Source organism: Blattabacterium cuenoti, assembly GCF_014251335.1.
GTDB lineage: Bacteria > Bacteroidota > Bacteroidia > Flavobacteriales > Blattabacteriaceae > Blattabacterium > Blattabacterium cuenoti_G.
In genome coordinates, this window is the sequence record NZ_CP059186.1 from 527581 (window position 1) to 549071 (window position 21491).

At 25.7% G+C, this 21491-nt stretch carries 20 protein-coding genes and 1 tRNA gene; 11 read left to right on the forward strand and 10 right to left on the reverse strand.

Annotated elements, in window-relative coordinates:
• Window positions 1-2 precede the first annotated feature (2 nt).
• Window positions 3-1451 (forward strand): RNA polymerase factor sigma-54, encoded by a 1449-nt coding sequence (gene rpoN / locus H0H73_RS02580; protein ID WP_185852069.1) that lies wholly within the window; start codon window positions 3-5, stop codon window positions 1449-1451.
• Here the strand turns inward: rpoN and H0H73_RS02585 are convergent, their stop codons facing one another.
• The 6 genes from H0H73_RS02585 to H0H73_RS02610 all read right to left on the reverse strand — a co-directional run bounded on the left by H0H73_RS02585 (window position 1452) and on the right by H0H73_RS02610 (window position 8265).
• Complete coding sequence (locus tag H0H73_RS02585) at window positions 1452-2831, reverse strand: aldehyde dehydrogenase family protein (protein ID WP_238784350.1); 1380 nt, start codon at window positions 2829-2831, stop codon at window positions 1452-1454. It abuts the gene before it with no gap.
• Window positions 2806-3261, reverse strand: a complete 456-nt coding sequence (locus tag H0H73_RS02590; protein ID WP_185852071.1) for a SufE family protein — start codon at window positions 3259-3261, stop codon at window positions 2806-2808. Before H0H73_RS02590 ends, H0H73_RS02585 begins: the two co-directional genes overlap by 26 nt.
• A gap of 56 nt (window positions 3262-3317) precedes the next feature.
• Window positions 3318-5609: a 5-methyltetrahydropteroyltriglutamate--homocysteine S-methyltransferase gene (gene metE / locus H0H73_RS02595; protein ID WP_185852072.1), complete on the reverse strand. Its 2292-nt coding sequence runs from the start codon at window positions 5607-5609 to the stop codon at window positions 3318-3320.
• A gap of 92 nt (window positions 5610-5701) precedes the next feature.
• Window positions 5702-6892 carry a putative sugar nucleotidyl transferase gene (locus H0H73_RS02600; RefSeq protein ID WP_185852073.1) on the reverse strand — a complete coding sequence of 397 codons (1191 nt, stop codon included), beginning with the start codon at window positions 6890-6892 and terminating at the stop codon, window positions 5702-5704.
• Window positions 6893-6904: 12 nt separating this feature from the next.
• On the reverse strand, window positions 6905-7159 hold the full coding sequence (locus tag H0H73_RS02605) for a type B 50S ribosomal protein L31 (RefSeq protein ID WP_185852074.1): 255 nt from the start codon (window positions 7157-7159) through the stop codon (window positions 6905-6907).
• 2 nt (window positions 7160-7161) lie between these two features.
• Window positions 7162-8265 carry a 3-oxoacyl-ACP synthase III family protein gene (locus tag H0H73_RS02610; RefSeq protein WP_185852075.1) on the reverse strand — a complete coding sequence of 368 codons (1104 nt, stop codon included), beginning with the start codon at window positions 8263-8265 and terminating at the stop codon, window positions 7162-7164.
• 128 nt (window positions 8266-8393) lie between these two features.
• Between H0H73_RS02610 and ubiE the strand changes: the two genes are divergently transcribed.
• Genes ubiE through H0H73_RS02635 form a run of 5 tightly spaced genes read left to right on the forward strand, consistent with a single transcriptional unit; the run spans window position 8394 to window position 14057 of the window.
• On the forward strand, window positions 8394-9119 hold the full coding sequence (gene ubiE, locus H0H73_RS02615; protein WP_185852076.1) for a bifunctional demethylmenaquinone methyltransferase/2-methoxy-6-polyprenyl-1,4-benzoquinol methylase UbiE: 726 nt from the start codon (window positions 8394-8396) through the stop codon (window positions 9117-9119).
• A 47-nt stretch (window positions 9120-9166) separates the two neighbouring features.
• Window positions 9167-10696 carry a GH3 auxin-responsive promoter family protein gene (locus H0H73_RS02620; RefSeq protein WP_185852504.1) on the forward strand — a complete coding sequence of 510 codons (1530 nt, stop codon included), beginning with the start codon at window positions 9167-9169 and terminating at the stop codon, window positions 10694-10696.
• Between the two features lie 36 nt (window positions 10697-10732).
• On the forward strand, window positions 10733-10990 hold the full coding sequence (gene rpsO / locus H0H73_RS02625) for a 30S ribosomal protein S15 (RefSeq protein ID WP_185852077.1): 258 nt from the start codon (window positions 10733-10735) through the stop codon (window positions 10988-10990).
• 54 nt (window positions 10991-11044) lie between these two features.
• Window positions 11045-13186: a polyribonucleotide nucleotidyltransferase gene (locus tag H0H73_RS02630; protein ID WP_185852078.1), complete on the forward strand. Its 2142-nt coding sequence runs from the start codon at window positions 11045-11047 to the stop codon at window positions 13184-13186.
• Window positions 13187-13193: 7 nt separating this feature from the next.
• Window positions 13194-14057 carry a sigma-70 family RNA polymerase sigma factor gene (locus H0H73_RS02635; RefSeq protein ID WP_185852505.1) on the forward strand — a complete coding sequence of 288 codons (864 nt, stop codon included), beginning with the start codon at window positions 13194-13196 and terminating at the stop codon, window positions 14055-14057.
• Between the two features lie 3 nt (window positions 14058-14060).
• Here the strand turns inward: H0H73_RS02635 and H0H73_RS02640 are convergent.
• The 3 genes from H0H73_RS02640 to H0H73_RS02650 all read right to left on the reverse strand — a co-directional run bounded on the left by H0H73_RS02640 (window position 14061) and on the right by H0H73_RS02650 (window position 15463).
• Window positions 14061-14134: transfer RNA gene (locus tag H0H73_RS02640), tRNA-Arg, on the reverse strand.
• A 24-nt stretch (window positions 14135-14158) separates the two neighbouring features.
• Window positions 14159-14917, reverse strand: a complete 759-nt coding sequence (gene tpiA, locus H0H73_RS02645) for a triose-phosphate isomerase (RefSeq protein ID WP_185852079.1) — start codon at window positions 14915-14917, stop codon at window positions 14159-14161.
• Between the two features lie 51 nt (window positions 14918-14968).
• On the reverse strand, window positions 14969-15463 hold the full coding sequence (locus tag H0H73_RS02650; protein WP_185852080.1) for a DUF1599 domain-containing protein: 495 nt from the start codon (window positions 15461-15463) through the stop codon (window positions 14969-14971).
• Between the two features lie 42 nt (window positions 15464-15505).
• Here H0H73_RS02650 and folP point away from each other — a divergent pair, with 42 nt between their 5' ends.
• From folP to H0H73_RS02675, 5 genes are all read left to right on the forward strand, one after another.
• A complete protein-coding gene (gene folP / locus H0H73_RS02655; RefSeq protein WP_185852081.1) occupies window positions 15506-16339 on the forward strand; it encodes a dihydropteroate synthase in 834 nt (277 codons plus the stop codon).
• A gap of 22 nt (window positions 16340-16361) precedes the next feature.
• A complete protein-coding gene (locus H0H73_RS02660; protein WP_185852082.1) occupies window positions 16362-17153 on the forward strand; it encodes a diadenylate cyclase in 792 nt (263 codons plus the stop codon).
• Between the two features lie 37 nt (window positions 17154-17190).
• Window positions 17191-18489, forward strand: a complete 1299-nt coding sequence (locus tag H0H73_RS02665; RefSeq protein ID WP_185852083.1) for a UDP-N-acetylmuramoyl-tripeptide--D-alanyl-D-alanine ligase — start codon at window positions 17191-17193, stop codon at window positions 18487-18489.
• A gap of 72 nt (window positions 18490-18561) precedes the next feature.
• A complete protein-coding gene (pdhA, locus tag H0H73_RS02670) occupies window positions 18562-19554 on the forward strand; it encodes a pyruvate dehydrogenase (acetyl-transferring) E1 component subunit alpha (protein ID WP_185852084.1) in 993 nt (330 codons plus the stop codon).
• A gap of 62 nt (window positions 19555-19616) precedes the next feature.
• Window positions 19617-20789 carry a dihydrolipoamide acetyltransferase family protein gene (locus tag H0H73_RS02675; RefSeq protein WP_185852085.1) on the forward strand — a complete coding sequence of 391 codons (1173 nt, stop codon included), beginning with the start codon at window positions 19617-19619 and terminating at the stop codon, window positions 20787-20789.
• Here H0H73_RS02675 and H0H73_RS02680 read toward each other — a convergent pair.
• On the reverse strand, window positions 20781-21491 hold the full coding sequence (locus H0H73_RS02680; protein WP_185852086.1) for a DUF475 domain-containing protein: 711 nt from the start codon (window positions 21489-21491) through the stop codon (window positions 20781-20783). The genes H0H73_RS02675 and H0H73_RS02680 overlap by 9 nt on opposite strands.

Here is a 21491-nt window from a genome sequence, read left to right on the forward strand (position 1 = left end):
ACATGTTGAAACAACAGTTATTGCAAAAAGGACAACATAAGCTTTCTCCACAACAAATCAAATTAATGAAATTAGTTCAATTGTCGACTTTAGATTTTGAACAAAGAGTTCAAAAAGAATTGGAAGAAAATCCAGCTTTAGAGGAAGAAAATTGTTCGGACTTAGAAGAAAATTCAGATACATTAGAAAATGATATGGATCTTACAGAGGATCAAAATCAATCTGCAGATTTATCTGAAATAGATGAATATTTAAGTGATGACGAAATTGAAGATTTCCAAATAAATAATCAAAATTATAGTATAAAAAAACATATTCCCATTATTTCTGGAATTTCTTTTCAAGAATATCTAAAAAATCAATTGCATACATTTCGTTTAAATGAAAAAGATTTATTAATTGCTGATTTTATATTAGGAAATATAGATAATGATGGTTATATGAAAAGAAAAATTCCATCTATAGCGGATGATATTTTCTTAATACTTGGAATATATGTCTCTACAGTAAAAATAGAGGAATTGCTTGTAAATTATGTACAGAAATTAGATCCTATAGGAATAGGTTCCAGAAATTTACAAGAATGTTTGCTGATTCAATTAGAGAAAAAAAAAATCAATCAAGAAATTTTTTTATCAAAAAAAATTATACGAGATCATTTTGAATCTTTTGTAAAAAAGCATTATCGAAAATTGCAAAAAAAATTGGGAATAACAAAAAAAGATCTACGAAAAGTTCTTGATCAAATAAAAAAATTAAATCCTAAACCAGGAAGGATTTATTCTGATAATACTAAAAATTTGGATCATATTATTCCGGATTTTAATATTTATATTTCAGATGAAAAATTAGAACTTTCTTTAAATCAAAGAAATATTCCAGAATTAAAAATATCATCTTTATATTTAGATATGTTAAAATCTTATAAATCAGAAAAAAATATAAAAAAAAATGAAGAAACCATTGTATTTTTAAAACAAAAAATAGATTCAGCAAAATGGTTCGTAGATGCAATCAAACAACGTCAAAATACATTAATGTTAACAATGAACGCTATTATGGATTATCAAAAAGAATATTTTTTAACTGGAGATCCAGTTAAAATAAAACCTATGATATTAAAAAATATTTCCCAAAAAATAGGAGTAGGAATTTCTACTGTTTCACGTGTAGCTAATAGTAAGTATGTAAACACACCATATGGTACTTTTTTAATAAAAAGTTTTTTTTCTGAAAAAATGATAAACCAAGAAGGAAAAGAAATTTCCTCTATTGAAATAAAAAAACTTTTAGGAGAATCAATAGATAAAGAAAACAAAAAAAAACCTTTTACTGATGAAAAATTATCCAAAATACTTAGAAAAAAAGGCTATTTAGTAGCTAGAAGAACTATCGCAAAATATAGAGATCAAATGCATATTCCTGTTGCAAGAATGCGAAAAAATTTATGATTATTTTATAATTACAGTTTTACAATTTGTAAATTCTTTTATAGATAAAGCTGATAATTCTCTACCATATCCGGATTTTTTAACTCCTCCAAAAGGAAAACGTGGATCTGATTTGACAACTTCATTTATAAAAACCATCCCCGTGTCTATTTTTTTTGATATTTCTTCCGCTTCTTCTAAATTTTTTGTCCAAATAGAAGCTCCAAGTCCGTATGGTGTATTATTAACAATATCAGGAATTGTTTCTTCTTTAGAAAAAGAAGAAATAATTCCTATTGGCCCAAATATTTCTTCTTTATTCACTATACAGTTATCATTTTCTATTCTTAATAAAGCAGGAGAAAAAAAATTACCATCTCTGGTAATTTCTAAACATATTTTTCCTCCATTTAGGATTATATTTTTGTATTGCTGATACAATTTTTCAGATAAATCATGACGAGAAATATAGCCTATTTTAGTCGATTCATCATATAAATTTCCTCTATGATATGTTTTCATTTCTTGCATAACTGCATCTATAAAATCATCTATTATAGTTTTATCTACAATAAATCTTTTTGCAGAAATACATGTTTGTCCTGTATTATTTAATCTAGATTCTGTAGCTAATTTTGCTATTTTTTCTATATCCTCTACATCTTTCATAACTACAAAAGCATCATTTCCTCCTAATTCTAAAACAGATTTTTTAATATATTTTCCGGATAATGATCCTATAATACTTCCCGTTAAAGTACTTCCTGTAAAAGTCACTCCTTGTATTATAGGATGGGCTATAACAGATTCTATTTGATTTGGATTCATTAATAAAACCTGAAAGGCCCCTTTAGGAAACCCGGATTTTAAAAACATTTTTTCTAAAATGAGAGAACATTCTGTTGTATTAAGAGCTGGTTTAATGATAATTACATTTCCTAATAATAAGTTAGGAATAGTAGATCTGATCGTTTGCCAAATGGGATAATTCCAAGGTATAATCCCTAATATAGCGCCTATAGATTCAAACTTTACATAAGAAATTTTATATTCAGTATAAATTTTTTTAATAAAAACAGATTCTTTAAAGTCACAATAATATTTACATAAATTAATACTTTTATTTACTTCTGCATGAGATTGAGTTATGGGTTTCCCCATTTCTTGAGTAACGGAATAAGCCATAATATCTGTGGCTTTTTGCATGAAAGAACAGAATTTAGTTAAACATTCAATTTTCAAGTTGAAAGGATAATTTTTCCATTCATTATATGCATTTTGAGCTTCAGATAATTTAAAATTAATATTTTTATTGGATAAAAAATAATAAGTTTTTAATATATTATCGTTTACAGGATTAATGGTTTGAAACATCTCATTTTTTTTTAACAATTTGTCCATTCAAACTAATAGAAACTTTGGTGTGAAAAGCAATGGCATAAAATTTTATTTTTTTTAAAAATAAAAGCATTCCATTAGCTCTAATAGGAGATAAAAAAGTCTGAAATCCTATTTCATAAATAAAATTAGCATTAGAGTAAATAATTTCAAAAGGAAATAGTCCTGAATATACTCGAATCATAAGAGCAGCCATTCCTCTAGGTAATAAAGCATCACTATCCGCTTCAAAAAAAATGCGTGATCTATTAAATTTAGCCTCTAACCAAACTTTGGATTGACATCCATGAATTAATTTGTCTTCAGATCTAAATATAGGAGATCTTTTAGATAATTCTTTACCTAAGTCTATCAAATATTCATATTTTTCTTCCCAATTTTTAAGAATTTTAAATTCTTTTTTTATTATTTTTTCTCTTTTATGCAAATCCATTGCTATATTTTTAGATCAAGATGAAAATATACATTTTTCTTTTTTTGAATTTAATATTAACTAACTAATTTTATTCTGGCCATTTTCGCTGCTTTTGTCATATTATGAAGAGACATTAATACTTCTTCCCATTTCCTAGTTTTTAATCCACAATCTGGATTAATCCAAATATTTTTTATAGGTAATTTTTTTGAAGCTTTTTCTATTAAGTCAAATATTTCTTCTACTGTGGGAATTCTGGGAGAATGAATATCATATACTCCTGGTCCTATTTCATTAGGATAAGAAAAAACGGAAAAGGCTTTTAACAATTCCATTTTAGATCTAGAAGTTTCCATAGTGATAACATCTGCATCCATATCTGCTATATGTTTGAATATATCGTTAAATTCACTGTAACACATATGTGTATGTATTTGGGTTTCATCTTTAACTCCACTAGAAGAAAGACGAAAAGCCTTAATAGACCAATCAAAATAAGATTTCCAATTCTTTTTTTTCAAAGGCAATCCTTCTCTTAGAGCTGGTTCATCGATTTGAATAATTTGAATTCCAGATCTTTCTAAAGATAAAACTTCTTCTCGAATAGCCCAAGCTATTTGATAAGCTGTATGAGAAAGAGGTTGATCATCTCTGACAAAAGACCATTGTAAAATTGTAACGGGACCAGTTAACATCCCCTTCATTAATTTTTTTGTTTGAGATTGAGCAAAACATATCCATTTAACAGTCATATCACCAACACGACCTACATCCCCATAAATCACAGGAGGTTTAACACAGCGACTCCCATAACTTTGTACCCATCCATTTTCAGTAGAAAGTATTCCTTTTAATTTATCAGAGAAATATTCTACCATATCAGTCCTTTCAAATTCTCCATGAACTAATACATCTAAATCTATTTTTTCTTGTTTTTTAACAACATCTACAATGAAATTTTTTATTTTTTCATCATATTCTTCTCGACTCAGTTCTTTTTTTCTAAATTTATTTCGCAAATTACGTATTTCTTTCGTTTGGGGGAAAGATCCTATAGTAGTAGTGGGAAATAGAGGAAGATTAAATTTTTGTTTTTGCTTCTTTTGTCTAATATAAAAAGGATTATCCCTTTGTATATCTTTGTCCGTTATTTTTATTGCTCTTTCCTTGATTTTTATATCATAAAAAACAGAGGATGATTCCTCTAGTAAAGAGGAGTTACTGAGTAGAATATTTTTATTTCCTTTTATAATTTTTTCTAAATCATTTAATTCATCAATTTTTTGTCTTGCAAAAGACATTTTATTTTTGATATCTATATGAATAGAATTTTCATATTCTATATCTATAGGAACGTGTAAAAGAGAGCAATTAGGAGCAATCATAACTCTATCTTCTCCTAGAGATTCTATCGCTTTTTCTATTTTTTGAATAGAATTAGCATAATTATTTTTCCATATATTTCTCCCATCAATAACCCCCAAAGATAAAATCGTTTTTGATTCTCTTGAAAAAAAAGAAAGTATTTTTTCCAATTGATTCGGTTCTTCCACTAAATCTATATGTAAAGCTTGAATAGATATATCATGAAAAAGAGATATATTTTCTGATATGCCATCAAAATAAGAAGTTAATAAAATATTGATTTCAGAACAAAATCTAGATATTTCTCCATAAGCATATTTAAAAATTTTTTTGTCTTTTTCTGACATATCTAAACCTAAAATAGGTTCGTCTAATTGAATCCAATTAACTCCTTCATTTTTTAGTTTTTGAATGATTTTTATATAAATAGGAATGAGATTTTCTATTAAATCCATTCTATAAAAAGATTTTTCTTTTTCTTTTCCTAAAAATAAATAAGAGACAGGTCCAATTAATACAGGTTTAATCTTTTTTATAGATTTTAATATATTTTTAGATTCCGCTAATTCATCAAAAATTTTATTCGAAAAAATAGAAAATTTTTGATTTTTATAAAATTCTGGAACAATATAATGGTAATTCGTGTTAAACCATTTGGTCATTTCCATTGCTTTAATATCCCATCCATTTTTTTGAAATCCTCTAGCCATAGAAAAATATAGATCAATATTATTATCAATCAATTTAATACTAAGATAAGACTCTGAAATCACTCCCAACAACAAAGACATATCTAAAACATGATCATAAAAACTGAAATCATTGCATGGAATCAAATCCAACCCAGCTTTTTCTTGTATTTTCCAATTTTCTTTCCTGATTTTTGTTCCTACTTCAAATAAAGCACCAGAATTAATTTTATTTGACCAATAAGCTTCACAAGCTTTCTTTAACTCTCTTCGTATCCCTATACGTGGATAACCTAAATTATGTTTCAGCATATAAATAACTTTATAAAAATTGTATTTTCATACATAGTATAATACATAATACATAATAAATACATATGTATATATCATATGATAAAAATTAACTAAATATCCAATAATTGATATAAATATTCTAAAATATTTCTCTCTAAAGCAGAAAAATTCACATTTCTTCTATTCATCATAATTTCAGCAGTTTCACAAACTTTATTAAAAGGAATTCTTTTTTTATTTTGAATTCCTCCTAAAGAAAAAGAAGGAATATATCTAGGCGGAAATCCATATCCAAAAATATTATCACTAATACCTGCAATCGTAGCTGTATTAAATTGAGTATTTATTGCTGATTTAGAATGATCTCCCATGATTATACCAAAAAATTGTAAATCGGTAGGAATAAAATCTTTTTTTTCATAATTCCAAACAGTTACTTTTTGATAATCATTTCTCAAATTAGAAATATTAGTTCCAGCTCCTAAATTACACCATTCTCCCAAAATAGAATTTCCTAAAAATCCATCATGAACCTTATTAGAATAAGAAAAAATTACTGAATTAAAAATTTCTCCTCCTATTTTACAAAAAGTAGCAATAGTTGTTCCTCCATATATTTTTGCTCCCACATTCAACGTAGTATGTTCTCCAATTGCTACTGGCCCTCGGATTACAGCCCCTTCCATAATCTCCACTTTTTTTCCAATATATATGGGCCCATATTGAGCATTTAATACAACATTATTCGTTTTTATATCTTCTTCCAAAAAAATTTTATCCTTACAAATAATATGATTATTTCCTAACAAAGAAGACGATTTTTTACCATTTGTGAAAAATAAAAAATCTTTTTTTAATACAGTTCCATTATTTATAAATATATCCCATGGATATTGAATATGAATAATTTTATTTACATGATATATTTTTTTATACTTTTTTAAATATAAAGAAAGAATGTTTTCTTTCCATGAAAAGAAATTTTTTTTTATGGCAATCATTTTTTCTTTAAAAAAAATGGTTTCGTTTTCTTTTAAAGAAAAAAGAATTTGAATTAACTCTTCATTAGGAAGAAATGCAGAATTAATTAACAATATATTTTCAAAATAGTAAGATTCTTTTTTTGTATATTTCTTCGAAAGAAATGGTTGTGTAATAATATTATCTACCTTTTTTCCAATATATTTTTCCCATCTTTCTTTTATCGTAAATAATCCTAATCTGATTTCTGATACAGGTCTAGTGAGTGTGATAGGAAATAATTTTTTCCATTCCATTCCATCATATAATATGAAATTCATATGAATATATTTTTATAATTTTTTATATTTTTCATATCTTTTCTTAAATTTTTCAGCTGGACCTGTTTTTCCTAAAAATCTTTTTTCTCCAGTAAAAAACGGATGTGAATAACTAGATATCTCCATTTTATATAATGGATAATCACTTCCATCTATATGAATAGAATCTTTTGTTGTAACTGTCGATTTACAAATAATTATTTTATCATTGTTAATATCTTTAAAAACAACAGGTCTGTAATTTTCTGGATGTATTTTTTTATTCATATTTATTTTTTATTGTTTGGAAAACGGTAAATCAATCCATTAATGTTCATTCCAGCACCTAAGGATGCCATGAGGATTGTGTCTCCAGGTTTAATATCATGAGGAGGCATCTTTCCTTTAAGAATTAAATCCAATAAAGTAGGAACAGTAGCTACAGAAGAATTTCCAAATTTTTGTATTGTCATAGGCATAATTTTTGATATGAAATTCTTGTTTAAGGACTTACAATCATATAATTTCAATAATCTTTTTAAAATAGCATAATCCATTTTAGCATTAGCTTGATGAATAAGAATTTTTTTGATATCCTTAAGATGAAAATTAGCATGATCAAGTATATTTTTTAACATGTTTGGAACTTCTGTTAATGCATATTCATAAATTCTCCTTCCATTCATTCTAATATTAACTAAAGATTTTCTATAATTTGGATTTAAAGAAGGACCATTAGTTAAATAATATAATTTTTCATTATTATCACATTGAGTCTCGTAATGAATAATCCCATATTTTTCTTCTTCTAAGAATTCTATAGCAGATAGTACAGCCGCTCCTGCTCCATCGGAAAAAATCATTGCATTTCTATCATGTGGATCTATAACTTTAGATAAAGTTTCAGAACTAGTTATCAATATATTTTTAGCATATTTAGATCGTAAAAGTTGATCCGCAAGAATCATCCCTTCTATCCATCCTGTACAACCAAAAATCATATCATATGGTCTACATTTTATATTTTTTATTTTAAGTTTATTTTTTACTTTAGCTGCTATAGAAGGCATAAAATCAGATTGATAAGAAGTAGGATGAATATCTCCATAGTTATGAGCTGATATAATATAATCTATTTTCTCTTTAAAAATTTTAGAATTTATCAAAGCTCTTTTTGCTGCAATAGCAGCAATATCAGAATTTAATAACCCTTCATTTATATATCTTCTTTCCTCTATTTCTGTGATTTTTTGAAATTTTTTGATGATTTCCTCATTAGATTTTTCAATTTTTAATCCTTTTTTATTGTAAAATTTATGTTTTAAAAAATGATCTCTTTTTATTATCTTTTCTGGTAAATAATGCCCCGTTCCTGTAATGATTGATCGAATCATTTCTTTTCTTTATATTATTATACAATTTAATGATTAAACTAAAAGAAATAAAATTCTTTAAAATAACTATTAAATAAAAACTATTTTTTCTCCATATTTTTTAATTTAAAAAGTAAATTCCAAATATTATGTATAAAAATTCTCCTTCTTCAAAAGAAGAAAAATTGAAAAATATGTTTGATCATATCGCAAATAAATACGATTTAATTAATCATATACTATCTTTTGGAATAGATTTTATATGGAGAAGAAAAACAATTCATTTATTATCCAAATTGAGTGGAAAAAATATTAAAAATATATTAGACTTAGCTACTGGAACTGGAGATCTAGCTATCTTGCTCGCAAGTAAATTCAAACATGCTCATGTTACAGGATTAGATCCATCTGATAAAATGCTAAAAATAGCTGAAAAAAAAATAAAAAACAATTTTTTTGAAAAAAGAGTTAAAACTATTAAAGGATATTCACAAAATATTCCGTTTCAAAATGAAACTTTTGATATAGTAACTATTGCTTTTGGAATAAGAAATTTTCAATACATTCATCGTTCTGTTAAAGAAATACATAGAATTTTAAAACCTTACGGAATTTTAGTTATTTTAGAATTTTCTAACCCTTCCAATTATTGGATAAAAAAAATTTATTATTTTTATTTTTTTTTTATACAAAAAATAGGAAATTTTATATCAAAAAACCATTTTGCTTATAATTATTTAAAAGAATCTATACTATCTTTTCAATATTACAATAAAAAAATGAATAAACTCTTAAAATATCATAAATTCGATCCTATTCATATACAAAAACTAACTTTTGGAATTGTTTCTATTTATGTTAGTCAAAAAAAATAAAGATATAAATTCATTTTTATAACCTTTAATTAAAATATTTTTTCATGATGATCAAGTATTTATCTGGATACTTTACTCCTGCATTCCTTAAGAGAAGAATTAAAAACATAGAGTTATTTATGCGTTATCCGATAGAAATACAAAATCAATTAATCAATCAACTTATTTTATATGCAAAAAATACAGAGTTTGGAAAAAAATACGGATTTCGTGACATAAAAAAATATCAACAATTTTCTGAAAGAATTCCTATATGTAAATATTCTGATTTACAATTTTTTATTAAAAGAATTCGTAAAGGAGAAAAAAATATATTATGGCCAGGAGAAGTAAAATGGTTTGCCAGATCTTCTGGTACGACTAATACAAGAAGCAAGTATATTCCTGTTACTAAATCATCTATGAATACATGTCATTATAAAGCAGGAAAAGATATGTTATCCGTTTATATTCATAATCATCCTAAAACAAAAATTTTTTTCGGAAAAGCAGTTCGTTTAGGTGGAAGTTACGAATTATATAGAAAATATAACACATTTTATGGTGATTTATCTTCCATTTTAATTAAAAATATGCCTTTTTGGGTTGAAAATATTTGTGTACCTAAAAAAAAAATAGCCTTAATGAGTGAATGGGAAAAAAAATTAGAAAACCTGGTAAAAGATACAGGAGATAAAGACGTTAGAATTTTATTAGGTGTTTGTTCTTGGCTGCTGATTTTCTTGAATAAATTATTGAAAGAATTTAACAAAAAAAAAATAAATGAAATATGGCCTAATATAGAGGTAATATTTCATGGAGGAGTAAGTTTAAGACCTTATATAAATCAATATGATAAATTATTTGATAAATCTATAAATTATTACGATGTATACAGTGCATCAGAAGGTTTTTTTGCTATACAAGATCAAAAAAATGTTGAAGATCTTTTGTTATTATTAAATCATGGTATATTTTATGAATTTATTCCTACAGAAGAGATAAATAATACGAATCCTAAAATATTTTCTATTGATAAAGTAGAATTAAACAAAAATTATGCACTTGTCATTTCTACCAATGCAGGATTATGGAGATACATAGTTGGAGATACTGTTAGGTTTACAAGTTTATCTCCATATAGAATTTCTATTTCAGGAAGAACAACTCATTATATTAATTCTTTTGGAGAGGAATTAATTGTTGAACATGCAGAAAAAGCTTTAAATAAAACTTGTATCAAAACAAATTCCATTATTCGTGAATATACTGCAGGGCCTGTGTTTATGAATCATATGAATAAAAAAAATTCTGGAGCTCATGAATGGATTATAGAATTTGAAAGAACACCGATTAATTTATTTGATTTTAGGAACATTTTGGATAATGAATTAAAATCTTTGAATTCAGATTATGAAATTAAACGATATAAAAACATTGTTTTAGGTCCTCCTATTATATATGTAGCTAGAAATGGGTTATTTTATGATTGGCTAAAAAAACATAAAAAATTAGGTGGACAAAATAAAATTCCTCGTTTATCTAATGATAGAAGATATATTGATTCCATTATAAAAATGGAAAAAAATAGAGGTTAGTTTCAAAAAAATATTTTATAACTTTATAGTTTTATTATGAAAAAAAAAAAAGAAATATTTAAAACTTACGGAACATCTGTTTACGATACAGGTTCTTCTAAAGCTCAAATTGCTTTATTTACTTATCGTATTAATCATTTAAACAATCATCTCAAAAATAATAAAAAGGATTTTAACACAGAAAGAGCTTTGGTAAAAATGGTGGGAAAAAGAAAAAAATTACTAAAATATATAGAGAAACATGATATCAAAAATTATAAAAATATAATTAAACATTTAGGATTAAGGAAATAAAATTACAGAATATTTCTGTATCTATAAGTTCTTATTATATAGAAAATAAAAAATATGCCAGATATAGTAAAAGAAACCATATCTATGGAAAATGGTCGTACTATCATTATAGAAACAGGAAGATTAGCAAAACAAGCAGATGGAGCAGTTGTCGTCCGTGAAAAAAATACGATGCTTTTGGCAACTGTAGTTGTATCTAAAGAAACAAAAAATGAAATCAATTTTTTGCCTTTGACAGTAGATTATAGAGAAAAATATTATGCTGGAGGTAAAATTCCTGGAGGTTTTATTAAAAGGGAGGGAAGACCTTCTGACGAAGAAATTCTTACAATGAGATTAGTAGATCGTGTTTTAAGGCCATCATTTCCAGATTCTTTTAAAAAAGAAATACAAATTATGATTTCGTTACTTTCATATGATAAAACTGTTTTACCAGATGGATTAGCTGGATTAGCTGCATCAACAGCTTTATTAGTTGCAGGTATCCCTTTTAATGGCCCTATATCAGAAATACGTATTATACGTTTAAATGAAAAATTCATTATTAATCCTAGTTTAGATCAGTTAAAAGAAGCGGATATAGATTTGATAGTAGGAGCTTCAAATCATTCTATTCTTATGATAGAAGGGGAAATGAAGGAAATAAAAGAAGATGAATTTTTAAAAACTTTGATTATAGCTCATGAAGCTATAAAACTACAAATAGAAGCTCAAATCCGTTTAGTTAATAAACTATCAAAAAATCGTCTTTTTTTCTTTGATGATCAAGTATCAGTGAATTTTTCACAAGAAAATAAAAGATTAAAAAAAGAACTTTTTTTATTTTCACATGATAAAATTGAAAATATTTATCAAAATTTTCTAGATAAAAAAACTAGATCTATTCAAGAAAAAATTGTACTAAATGATTTTAAAAAAAATTTTTTAACAGAAGAACAAATAGAGAAAAAAGAAGCTATTATTGAACAATTTTTTGAAGAAATTAGAAAAAATATAATTAGAAATTTAGTTCTAAAAAAAGGAGTACGATTAGATGGTCGAACTAGTAAACAAATACGTTTAATATCTAGTTTTGTTGATTATTTACCTGGAGTACATGGTTCTGCTTTATTTTCAAGAGGAGAAACACAATCTTTAACTACAGTCACATTAGGATCATCTTTAGATGCTAATAAGATTGATAATGTTATTATGGAAAATCAGGAGAAATTCTATTTACATTACAATTTTCCACCTTTTTCAACAGGAGAAATCCGTTCTATCAGAGGTGTATCTAGACGTGAAGTTGGTCATGGTAATTTAGCTCAACGTGCATTAAAAAATATTATCCCCAATAATCCATATACAATTCGTGTTGTTTCCGATATTTTAGAATCTAATGGATCATCTTCTATGGCTACAGTTTGTGCTGCCAGTTTAGCATTAATGGATGCAGGGATCCCTATAAAAAATCCTGTTTCCGGAATTGCTATGGGTTTGTTTATGGAAAATGAAAAAAAAGTAATTATATCAGATATAATAGGAGAAGAAGATTATTTTGGAGATTTAGATTTCAAAATAACAGGAACTAAATATGGAATTACAGCTTGTCAAATGGATGTGAAAACAACGCAAGGAGTAACATTCGAGCTCATAAACAAAATTTTAATACAAGCTTTAGAAGGCCGTATTTTTATTTTAAAAAAAATGTTAGAAACTTTACCTGAATATAGAAAAAAAATAAAACCTCATGCTCCAAAAATATATACTTTTAATATTCCAAAAAATTTTATAGGTTCGGTTATAGGTACAGGTGGAAAAGTAATTCAAGAAATACAATCATGTACAAATACAAATATACTAATTGAAGAAAAAGGAGATTCCGGTTACATTGAAATCATTGGAAATGATGATGAAAAAATAGAAAAAGCTATCAATAGAATTAAAGAAATAGCTTTTGTTCCTGAATTAGGAAAAATTTATAAAGCAAAAGTAAAATCTATAAAAGATTTTGGTGCTTTTGTTGAAATATCTAAAGGAGTTGAAGGGTTGCTACATATTTCTGAAATAGGATGGAAAAGATTAAAAAATATAGAAGAAGAATTCCATATAGGAGATATTATTGATGTTAAATTTATGGGAATGGATGAAAGAAATAAAAAAATGAAACTATCTAGAAAAATACTTTTACCCCGTCCTGGAAAAAAAAATGAATAAAAAAAATATGAGACAACTTAAAATTACTAAACAAGTAACAAATCGTGAATCTGAATCGTTAGATAAATATCTTCATGAAATAGGAAAAATTCCATTATTAACTCCAGAAGAAGAAGTAGAATATGCTCGTAGAGCAAGAGAAGGGGATGGAACTGCTATAGATAAGCTTGTTAATGCCAATTTACGTTTTGTTGTCTCTGTTGCGAAACAGTATCAAAATCAAGGTTTAAGTTTATGTGATTTAATTAATGAAGGTAATTTAGGTTTGATAAAAGGAATATTACGTTTTGATGAAACAAGAGGTTTTAAATGCATATCGTACGTTGTTTGGTGGATTAGACAAGCTATTTTACAAGCTATTGCAGAACAATCACGTTCTATTAGGCAACCTACAAATAAATTAGCTTTACTAAACAAAATACTGAAAACTCTTGCTCAATTAGAACAAGAATTGCAAAGAACTCCTTCTGCCAGAGAAATAGCAGAATATTTAAATATGAATGAGAAAGATGTTGAAGAATCTATAAAGAACTCAGGAAGACATGTTTCAATGGATGCTCCATTGATAGAAGGAGAAGATTCTAATCTATATGATTTAGTTCGATCTGATGAATCTCCTCGTCCAGACGAACATTTAGAAAAAGAATCTTTACGTAAAGATATAAGAAGGATTTTAGAAACTTTAAGTGAAAGAGAACGTAGGGTTATAATTTTACATTTTGGATTAAATGGATCTCCCCCTATGACTTTAGAAGAAGTAGGTCAATCTTGCGATTTAACAAGAGAACGTGTCAGACAAATTGAAAGCATAGCTTTAAAAAGACTAAAACATTCTTCTAGAAGCAAAATATTAAAACCTTATTTAGGATAAACGCGACCTCGAAGGGATTCGAACCCATAACCTTCTGATCCGTAGTCAGGTGCTCTATCCAATTAAGCTACGAGGCCCATAACAGGATACAAATATACTAACTAAGATTCAACTATTTTCAAAAATTTTTCAAGCTCCAAAGACGATTTACCTACAAGACCTCCATCTATATCCTTTTGAGAAAAAAAATTTTTTGCATTAAAATCATTAATACTTCCTCCATATAAAATAGATATTTTATTAGAAATATTTTCTCCATATTTTTTAAAAAATAAAGAACGAATAAATTCATGCATCGTCTGAACTTGTTCAAATGTAGCGGTTGTTCCTGTTCCAATTGCCCATACAGGTTCATATGCTATATGAAAAAATTTAATTTCATCTGAAGAACAATGAAAAACAGTTTCTTTTAATTGATTTTTAACTACTTCAAATTGTTGATTGTTAGACCTTTCGATAGATGATTCTCCTACACAAAAAATAATATTAAAACTATATTTTAATGCTATTTTTATTTTTTCTAACAAAACATTATTTTTTTCAAAAAAAAACTCTCTACGTTCACTATGTCCTAGTATAACTTTTTGAACTCCTATAGATTTTAACATAGGAGCAGATACTTCTCCTGTATAGGCCCCTTCATCCTTTTGATAAATATTTTGAGCCGCAATATTTAGAGTAGTCCCTTGTAAAATTTGATTTGAAATATGTAAAAAAGGAAAAGAAGGAGCGATAATGATTTCTTTATTATGATTTATTTTTCTCTCAAAAACAAATTTTAAAAAATTTCTAATAAAAGAAGTTGTTTCATGAAAGTCATAATTCATTTTCCAATTTGCAATGACTGTCTTTTTTCTCATTTTTATACAAAAATATTTTTAAATATAAATAAAAATTGTAATTTTTGTATATTATAAATTTTTTCTTAGTAGAAAAATGATTTCGACTAATATTTTAAAACAAAATTTTTCTAATTCTTTGAATAAAATTTTTTCTCTATTTCTTTTCAAGAAAGAAATTCTTTCTAAAACAAAATTTATAGAAAACTTATTTGAAGTTTTGTCCACATATATATAATTTTTTATTTTTTTCAATTTTTCATTATATATAAAAATCACATCATTGTGTGATATTTTATGGAAATTTGATATAAAATAAACATCCAATTTGATTAATATAATTATTAAATAATTTACGATATCTATATATGTATCTGTTATTTTTTCTTTTTGAATTTTTTGAAATCCTTTTGATTGAATATTCTTGATTCGAATTACTTTAATCAAAACTTGATCTATTATAGAATAATTATGAAATAATTTCCATGATAATCCATAATCTTTTAATTTTTCTAAAAAAAGTTTCCTACATTTTTGAATAATAAAATCAATAGAAGAAAAATTCATGTCATTTAATTTTATAACAAATTACAATAAATAGTTTTTTCAATGACAATTAATTGTGCAGGGACTTTATTGCATTTAAAAGAACCAAAAGTAATGGGAATAGTTAATTTAACTCCAGATTCGTTTTATAATGGGGGAAAATTATATTCTGAATATAGTATACTAAAACATGTAGAAACATTATTAAATGAAGGTTCTGATTTTATAGATATTGGAGGCTGTTCCACACGACCAGGGTCCAAATCAGTAACGGAAAAAGAAGAACTCAAGAGAGTTATAAAACCAATTTGTACTATCATAAAAAATTTTCCGAATATTAAGATATCTATAGATACCTTTCGCAGTGAAGTAGCTAGAATAGCGGTGGAAGAAGGGGCTATAATGATAAATGATATATCAGGAGGAAAATTAGATAAAAATATGTTTCCTTTGCTAGGAAAACTAAAAATTCCATATGTATTAAATCATATGAAAGGTCTCCCTGAAAATATGCAGAAACATCCATTTTATCATGAAAGTATAATAATAGAAATCAATAATTTTTTTTCTGAAAAAATTTACTATTTAAAAAAACATGGAATTCAAGATATCATTTTAGATCCTGGATTTGGTTTTGGAAAAACAATAGAACAAAATTTTCAATTATTAAAACACCTGTCTCTATTAGGATTTCAAGATCATCCAATTTTAGTTGGTGTTTCTAGAAAGTCTATGATCAAATTCATTTTAAAAACTTCTTATGAAAAATCATTAAATGCTACCTCCATTATTCATACTATAGCACTTTTAAATGGATCAAAATTTTTACGTGTACATGATGTTAAAGAAGCTGTAGAATGCATTAAATTAGTACAATATTATAAAAAAATTTTATAATTCACTAATACTTGTATTATTTTTGCGTAAAGCTTTTTTTTCATTATTACATTTATTGAAAATTTCTTTCATTGATATTTTAGATATTTTTCTGGTAACCATTATTCTGTTTCAAGTATACAGATTGGTTTACAGAACTGCTGCTTTAAATATTTTTTACGGTATCATTGCAACTTTTATTTTTTGGAAAGTAGTAGAAATCTATAAAATGAAACTTCTTAGCATTGTTATAAGTGCTTTTTTTAAAGGAGGTTTTTTAGCTTTAATCATTGTATTTCAACCAGAAATTAGAAAATTTCTTCTCATAGTCGGAAGCAAAATTTTTTTTAAAAAATTTATATTTTCTCTATTTAAAAAATCAGGAGTTTCAATTAAAACTGAAACTATAGATAGTATTGTGAATGCTTGTGCTATTTTTTCTGGAGATAAAACAGGAGTTTTAATCGTCATTCAATTGCATCAGGATTTAAAAGAATTTATTCAAAATGGAGATGAAATGGATGCTAAAGTTAATATTTCTATTTTAGAAAGCATTTTTTATAAAAATAGCCCATTACATGATGGAGCAGTAGTTATTATAGGAAATAAAATAATAAAAACAAGAGCTATTCTTCCTGTTTCTTACAATAAAGAAATTCCATCTCGTCTGGGGTTACGACACAGAGCTGCCATTGGATTATCTGAAAAAACGGACGCTATATGTCTTGTTATATCCGAAGAAACAGGTTATATATCTTATATAAAAGATCAAAAAAGAACTATCATCACTAATATTAATAATTTAAAAATGAAACTTGAAGAGGATTTACTATAATTCTAATTATTGATTAAAAAAATACATTATATGATTTATGGATATTCAAAGTATATATCAATTGTATTCTATCTCTTCTGGTATAGAAATAAATAGCAAAAAAGTTAAAAAAGGATCTATTTTTATAGCTTTAAAAGGAAAAAATTTTGATGGAAATCAATTTGCATATGAAGCAATTTTAAATGGAGCTATACTAGCTATAGTCGATGATAAAAGATATGCTTTTGACGAAAAAATTATTTTCGTCTACAATACATTATATTTTTTGCATGAATTAGCAATGTATCATAGACATAGATTATATCACGTCCCTATTATAGCAATCACTGGAAGTAATGGAAAAACGACGACAAAAGAACTGATTAAAGTTATTCTTGCTAAGAAATATAAAAAAGTTCATTCCACCATAAATAATTTCAATAATCATATAGGAATTCCATTAACTATACTTTCTATGCCCATGGATACACAAATATCTGTAATAGAAATTGGAGCGAATCATGAAAAAGAAATAGAAAAAATGTGTCGGATTGTAAATCCAGATTATGGATATATTACAAATTTTGGAAAAGCTCATTTAGAAGGATTTAAAAATTTAGAAGGAATCATACGTAGCAAGTTAGAGTTATATGATTTTTTAAAAAAAAATAATAAAGTGATATTTATCAATGGAGATGATCCTATACAATTATCTAATAGTATGGAAACGAACAGATATATTTTTTCAGGAACAAAAAAAAAAAAAACAGATATAAATATTGAATATTCATGGAAAAAAAATACTACAAAATCTGTTTTATATATTAAAAATATAGAAATTGTTTCTCCTTTAATAGGAAATTACAATTTATATAATATAGCTTCTGCTATAACTATTGGAACATATTTCAAAGTTCCCTTAAAAAAAATGAAAGAAGCAGTAGAAGAATACATTCCTAATAATTATCGTTCTCAAATTTTTATGAAAAATAATGTAAAAATTATTATAGATTGTTATAATGCAAATCCGACTAGTATGATAGAAGCTCTTACCTTTTTTAACAATATACAAGGATACAAAATCGTAATATTAGGAGATATGTTAGAATTAGGGTCATTTTCAAACAATGAACATGAAAAAATTATTTCTTTTATAAAAAAAAGTGACATTAACATTGCTTTTTTAATTGGAAACATTTTTTTTAATACTAAAAAAACGTCTTTTAAAATAAAAAAATTTATCAACAAAAAAAATTTTGTTGAATGGTTTAAAAAATCTTCTCTCCAAAAGACAGATTATATTCTTATTAAAGGATCTAGAAAAATTGGATTAGAAAGTCTTATTTGTTTAATTTAAATTTTTGTTTATTGAATCTTAAAGATTAAATTTGTATTATGATGATTGTTTCATAACAAATTTTTCTTTATAATGAAGGAAATTACCACAAAAACCTATATTAAGTGGTTCAAAGATATGTCTTTTTGGAGGAAATTTGAGGACAAATGTCGTTCTCTATACTTAAAACAAAAAATTAGAGGGTTTTTACATTTGTATAATGGACAAGAAGCCATCCCAGCTGGATTAACTCATGCAATGGACTTGTCTAAAGATAAAATTATAACCGCTTACAGATGTCATATATTGCCTATTTCTATGGGAGTCAATCCAAAAAAAGTAATGGCGGAACTTTTAGGAAAAAAAACAGGAACTTCTCATGGAATGGGGGGATCTATGCATATATTTAGCAGAAAACATCGTTTTTATGGTGGACATGGAATTGTAGGTGGACAAATCCCCCTAGGAGCTGGAATTGCTTTTGCTGATAAATATTTTAATAGAAAAGCAGTAACCATAACTATTATGGGAGATGGGGCTGTAAGACAAGGGTCTTTACATGAAACATTTAATATGTCTATGCTGTGGAAACTTCCTGTTGTCTTTATATGTGAAAATAATAAATATGCAATGGGAACTTCTGTAAAAAGAAGCAGTAATATAGAAGAAATTTATAAAATAGGAGAGTCATATGGAATTCCTTCTTATCCTGTGGATGGAATGGATCCAAAAAAAGTAGCACAAGAAGCTTATTCTGCTATAGAAAGAGCTAGAAAAGGAAAAGGTTCTACTTTTTTAGATGTTAAAACGTATAGATATAGAGGTCATTCCATGTCTGATTCTGAATTATATCGTAGTAAAGAAGAAGTTCATTTGTACAAAAAAAAAGATCCAATTTTAAAATTAAAAAATATTATCATACAGAATGAATGGGAAACTATAGAAAATTTAAATGCAATAGAAAATGAAGTTAAAAAAAAGGTAGAATCCTGTGTTGAATTTGCAGAAAGATCAGATTTTCCTTCTTTAGAAGAAATGTATAATGTAGTTTATTATGAAACAAATTATCCTTTTATAGATAAATAAATCTATAGAAAATTTTCCCTTCATAAACAAACATATGAAATAAATATCTTAAAATAAAAATAATGGCAGAAATAATATACATGCCCCAATTAAGTGATACAATGAAAGAGGGGACTGTAATCAAATGGAATAAAAAAATAGGAGACCAAGTTTCAGAAGGTGATATTTTAGCTGAAATAGAAACAGATAAAGCAACTCAAGATTTTGAGATAGATGTTAGTGGTGTTTTACTTTTTATCGGAGTAAAAGAAGGAGAAACTACACGTGTAAATGACGTATTAGCGATTATAGGAAATGAAGGGGAAGATATAAGTCATGTAATTACACAATTACAATATAATAAAAAACAAGAACAAGAAAATAGGGAGTTTATAGTTGAAAAAAATAAAGAAATAAAAAACGAAAAAATATTTATTTCTCCTGTGGCAAAAAAAATGGCAAAAAAAATAGGTATTTCTATAGATAATATAAAAGGAAGTGGAGAATATGGAAGAATTATTAAAAGAGATATCGAATTTTACGAAAAAACTAACCTAAATAAAAAAGAAAGAGAAAATAAAAATGTTATTCATTCTTCTATAAGAAAAAAAATAGCAAAACATTTAACTTATTCAAAATTTTCAGCTCCACATTATTATTTATTTAGTGAAATAAATGCGGATAAATTAATTGAATTTAGGAAAAATTTAAACAATAAACTTTCTTTAGAAGAAAAAATATCATTTAATGATATTATTATAAAAGCTGTAGCTCAATCTTTGAAAAAACATCCTGATATGAATGTTTCATGGGGAGACGAAGAAGTCATAATACATTCCAATATTCATATTGGAGTTGCTGTAGCTATAAAAGACGGATTGATTGTTCCAGTTATTAAAAATGTGGATCAAAAATCATTATTACAAATTTCCAAAGAAATTAGAGATAAAGTATCACGTTCAAAATCGAAAAAAATACAACCAGAAGAAATAGAAAATAGTACATTCACGGTTTCAAATTTAGGAATGTATGGAATAGAATCTTTTACTTCCATTATCAATACACCTAACACATCTATATTATCTATAGGATCTATTATGATACGTCCAGTTGTAAAAAATTATAAAATTGAAATAGGAAATGTAATGAAAATTACATTATCTTGTGATCATCGAATTATAGATGGGGTAAAAGGAAGTGAATATATTCATTCTCTTAAAAATTATTTAGAAGACCCTATTACTATATTATTTTAATTTTGTTTTTTTTATCCATGATAAAAAAATAGGGAATATAAATATTGAAAAAATTAATAATGAAAATATTTTTTCTGAAAAAAAAAACAAAAATGAATTAGGAACATTTTTTTTTGAAAAAAAAAGAAGCTTCATTCCAAGAATAATGATTACAAAAAAGGCAGAATGTTTTAATTCTGTAAATTTTTCCATCAATTTAACAAAAAACTGTGCAATCAATCTCATTGATAAAATTCCTATACATACACCTAAAAAAATTAATATCAAGTTTTCTGATAAAGCAACAGAAGCGAAAATATTATCAATGGAAAAAGCTAAATCCATCGTTTCTATAATGAAAACAACTTTCCAAAAAGAATATTGTGTTTTTTCATTTAAATCATCTGATAGAGAATTTTTTTTAAAAAAAAAGTGATTTAATCCTACAAAAATTAAGTAAATACCTCCTAATGGTTTTAACCACCATATTTTTATTAATATGGAAGCAAATAATAGACATATTCCTCTAAAAAAATAAGCCCCAATAATTCCATATTTTATAGCTTTCTTTCTATCTTTTTTTTTCATATTCATAGTCATAGATGCTAATATTGCAGCATTGTCTATAGATAAAATACTTTCTATTAAAAATAAATTTCCTATAATAGAAATAGATAAAACAGGATCACGAATAATTTCTGTAATGTATTTTTCAATATTCAC

Bases quoted from the DNA above. Each gene is read 5' to 3' on its own strand.
- H0H73_RS02650 (WP_185852080.1), bottom strand. From the start codon at position 15,463: ATGAATTTTTCTTCTATTGATTTTATTATTCAAAAATGTAGGAAACTT.
- rpoN (WP_185852069.1), top strand. From the start codon at position 3: ATGTTGAAACAACAGTTATTGCAAAAAGGACAACATAAGCTTTCTCCA.
- H0H73_RS02600 (WP_185852073.1), bottom strand. From the start codon at position 6,892: ATGAATTTCATATTATATGATGGAATGGAATGGAAAAAATTATTTCCT.
- H0H73_RS02630 (WP_185852078.1), top strand. From the start codon at position 11,045: ATGCCAGATATAGTAAAAGAAACCATATCTATGGAAAATGGTCGTACT.
- H0H73_RS02610 (WP_185852075.1), bottom strand. From the start codon at position 8,265: ATGATTCGATCAATCATTACAGGAACGGGGCATTATTTACCAGAAAAG.
- pdhA (WP_185852084.1), top strand. From the start codon at position 18,562: ATGAAGGAAATTACCACAAAAACCTATATTAAGTGGTTCAAAGATATG.
- H0H73_RS02620 (WP_185852504.1), top strand. From the start codon at position 9,167: ATGATCAAGTATTTATCTGGATACTTTACTCCTGCATTCCTTAAGAGA.
- ubiE (WP_185852076.1), top strand. From the start codon at position 8,394: ATGTATAAAAATTCTCCTTCTTCAAAAGAAGAAAAATTGAAAAATATG.
- H0H73_RS02585 (WP_238784350.1), bottom strand. From the start codon at position 2,831: ATGGACAAATTGTTAAAAAAAAATGAGATGTTTCAAACCATTAATCCT.
- H0H73_RS02635 (WP_185852505.1), top strand. From the start codon at position 13,194: ATGAGACAACTTAAAATTACTAAACAAGTAACAAATCGTGAATCTGAA.
- H0H73_RS02590 (WP_185852071.1), bottom strand. From the start codon at position 3,261: ATGGATTTGCATAAAAGAGAAAAAATAATAAAAAAAGAATTTAAAATT.
- rpsO (WP_185852077.1), top strand. From the start codon at position 10,733: ATGAAAAAAAAAAAAGAAATATTTAAAACTTACGGAACATCTGTTTAC.
- H0H73_RS02675 (WP_185852085.1), top strand. From the start codon at position 19,617: ATGGCAGAAATAATATACATGCCCCAATTAAGTGATACAATGAAAGAG.
- H0H73_RS02605 (WP_185852074.1), bottom strand. From the start codon at position 7,159: ATGAATAAAAAAATACATCCAGAAAATTACAGACCTGTTGTTTTTAAA.
- H0H73_RS02665 (WP_185852083.1), top strand. From the start codon at position 17,191: ATGGATATTCAAAGTATATATCAATTGTATTCTATCTCTTCTGGTATA.
- metE (WP_185852072.1), bottom strand. From the start codon at position 5,609: ATGCTGAAACATAATTTAGGTTATCCACGTATAGGGATACGAAGAGAG.
- folP (WP_185852081.1), top strand. From the start codon at position 15,506: ATGACAATTAATTGTGCAGGGACTTTATTGCATTTAAAAGAACCAAAA.
- tpiA (WP_185852079.1), bottom strand. From the start codon at position 14,917: ATGAGAAAAAAGACAGTCATTGCAAATTGGAAAATGAATTATGACTTT.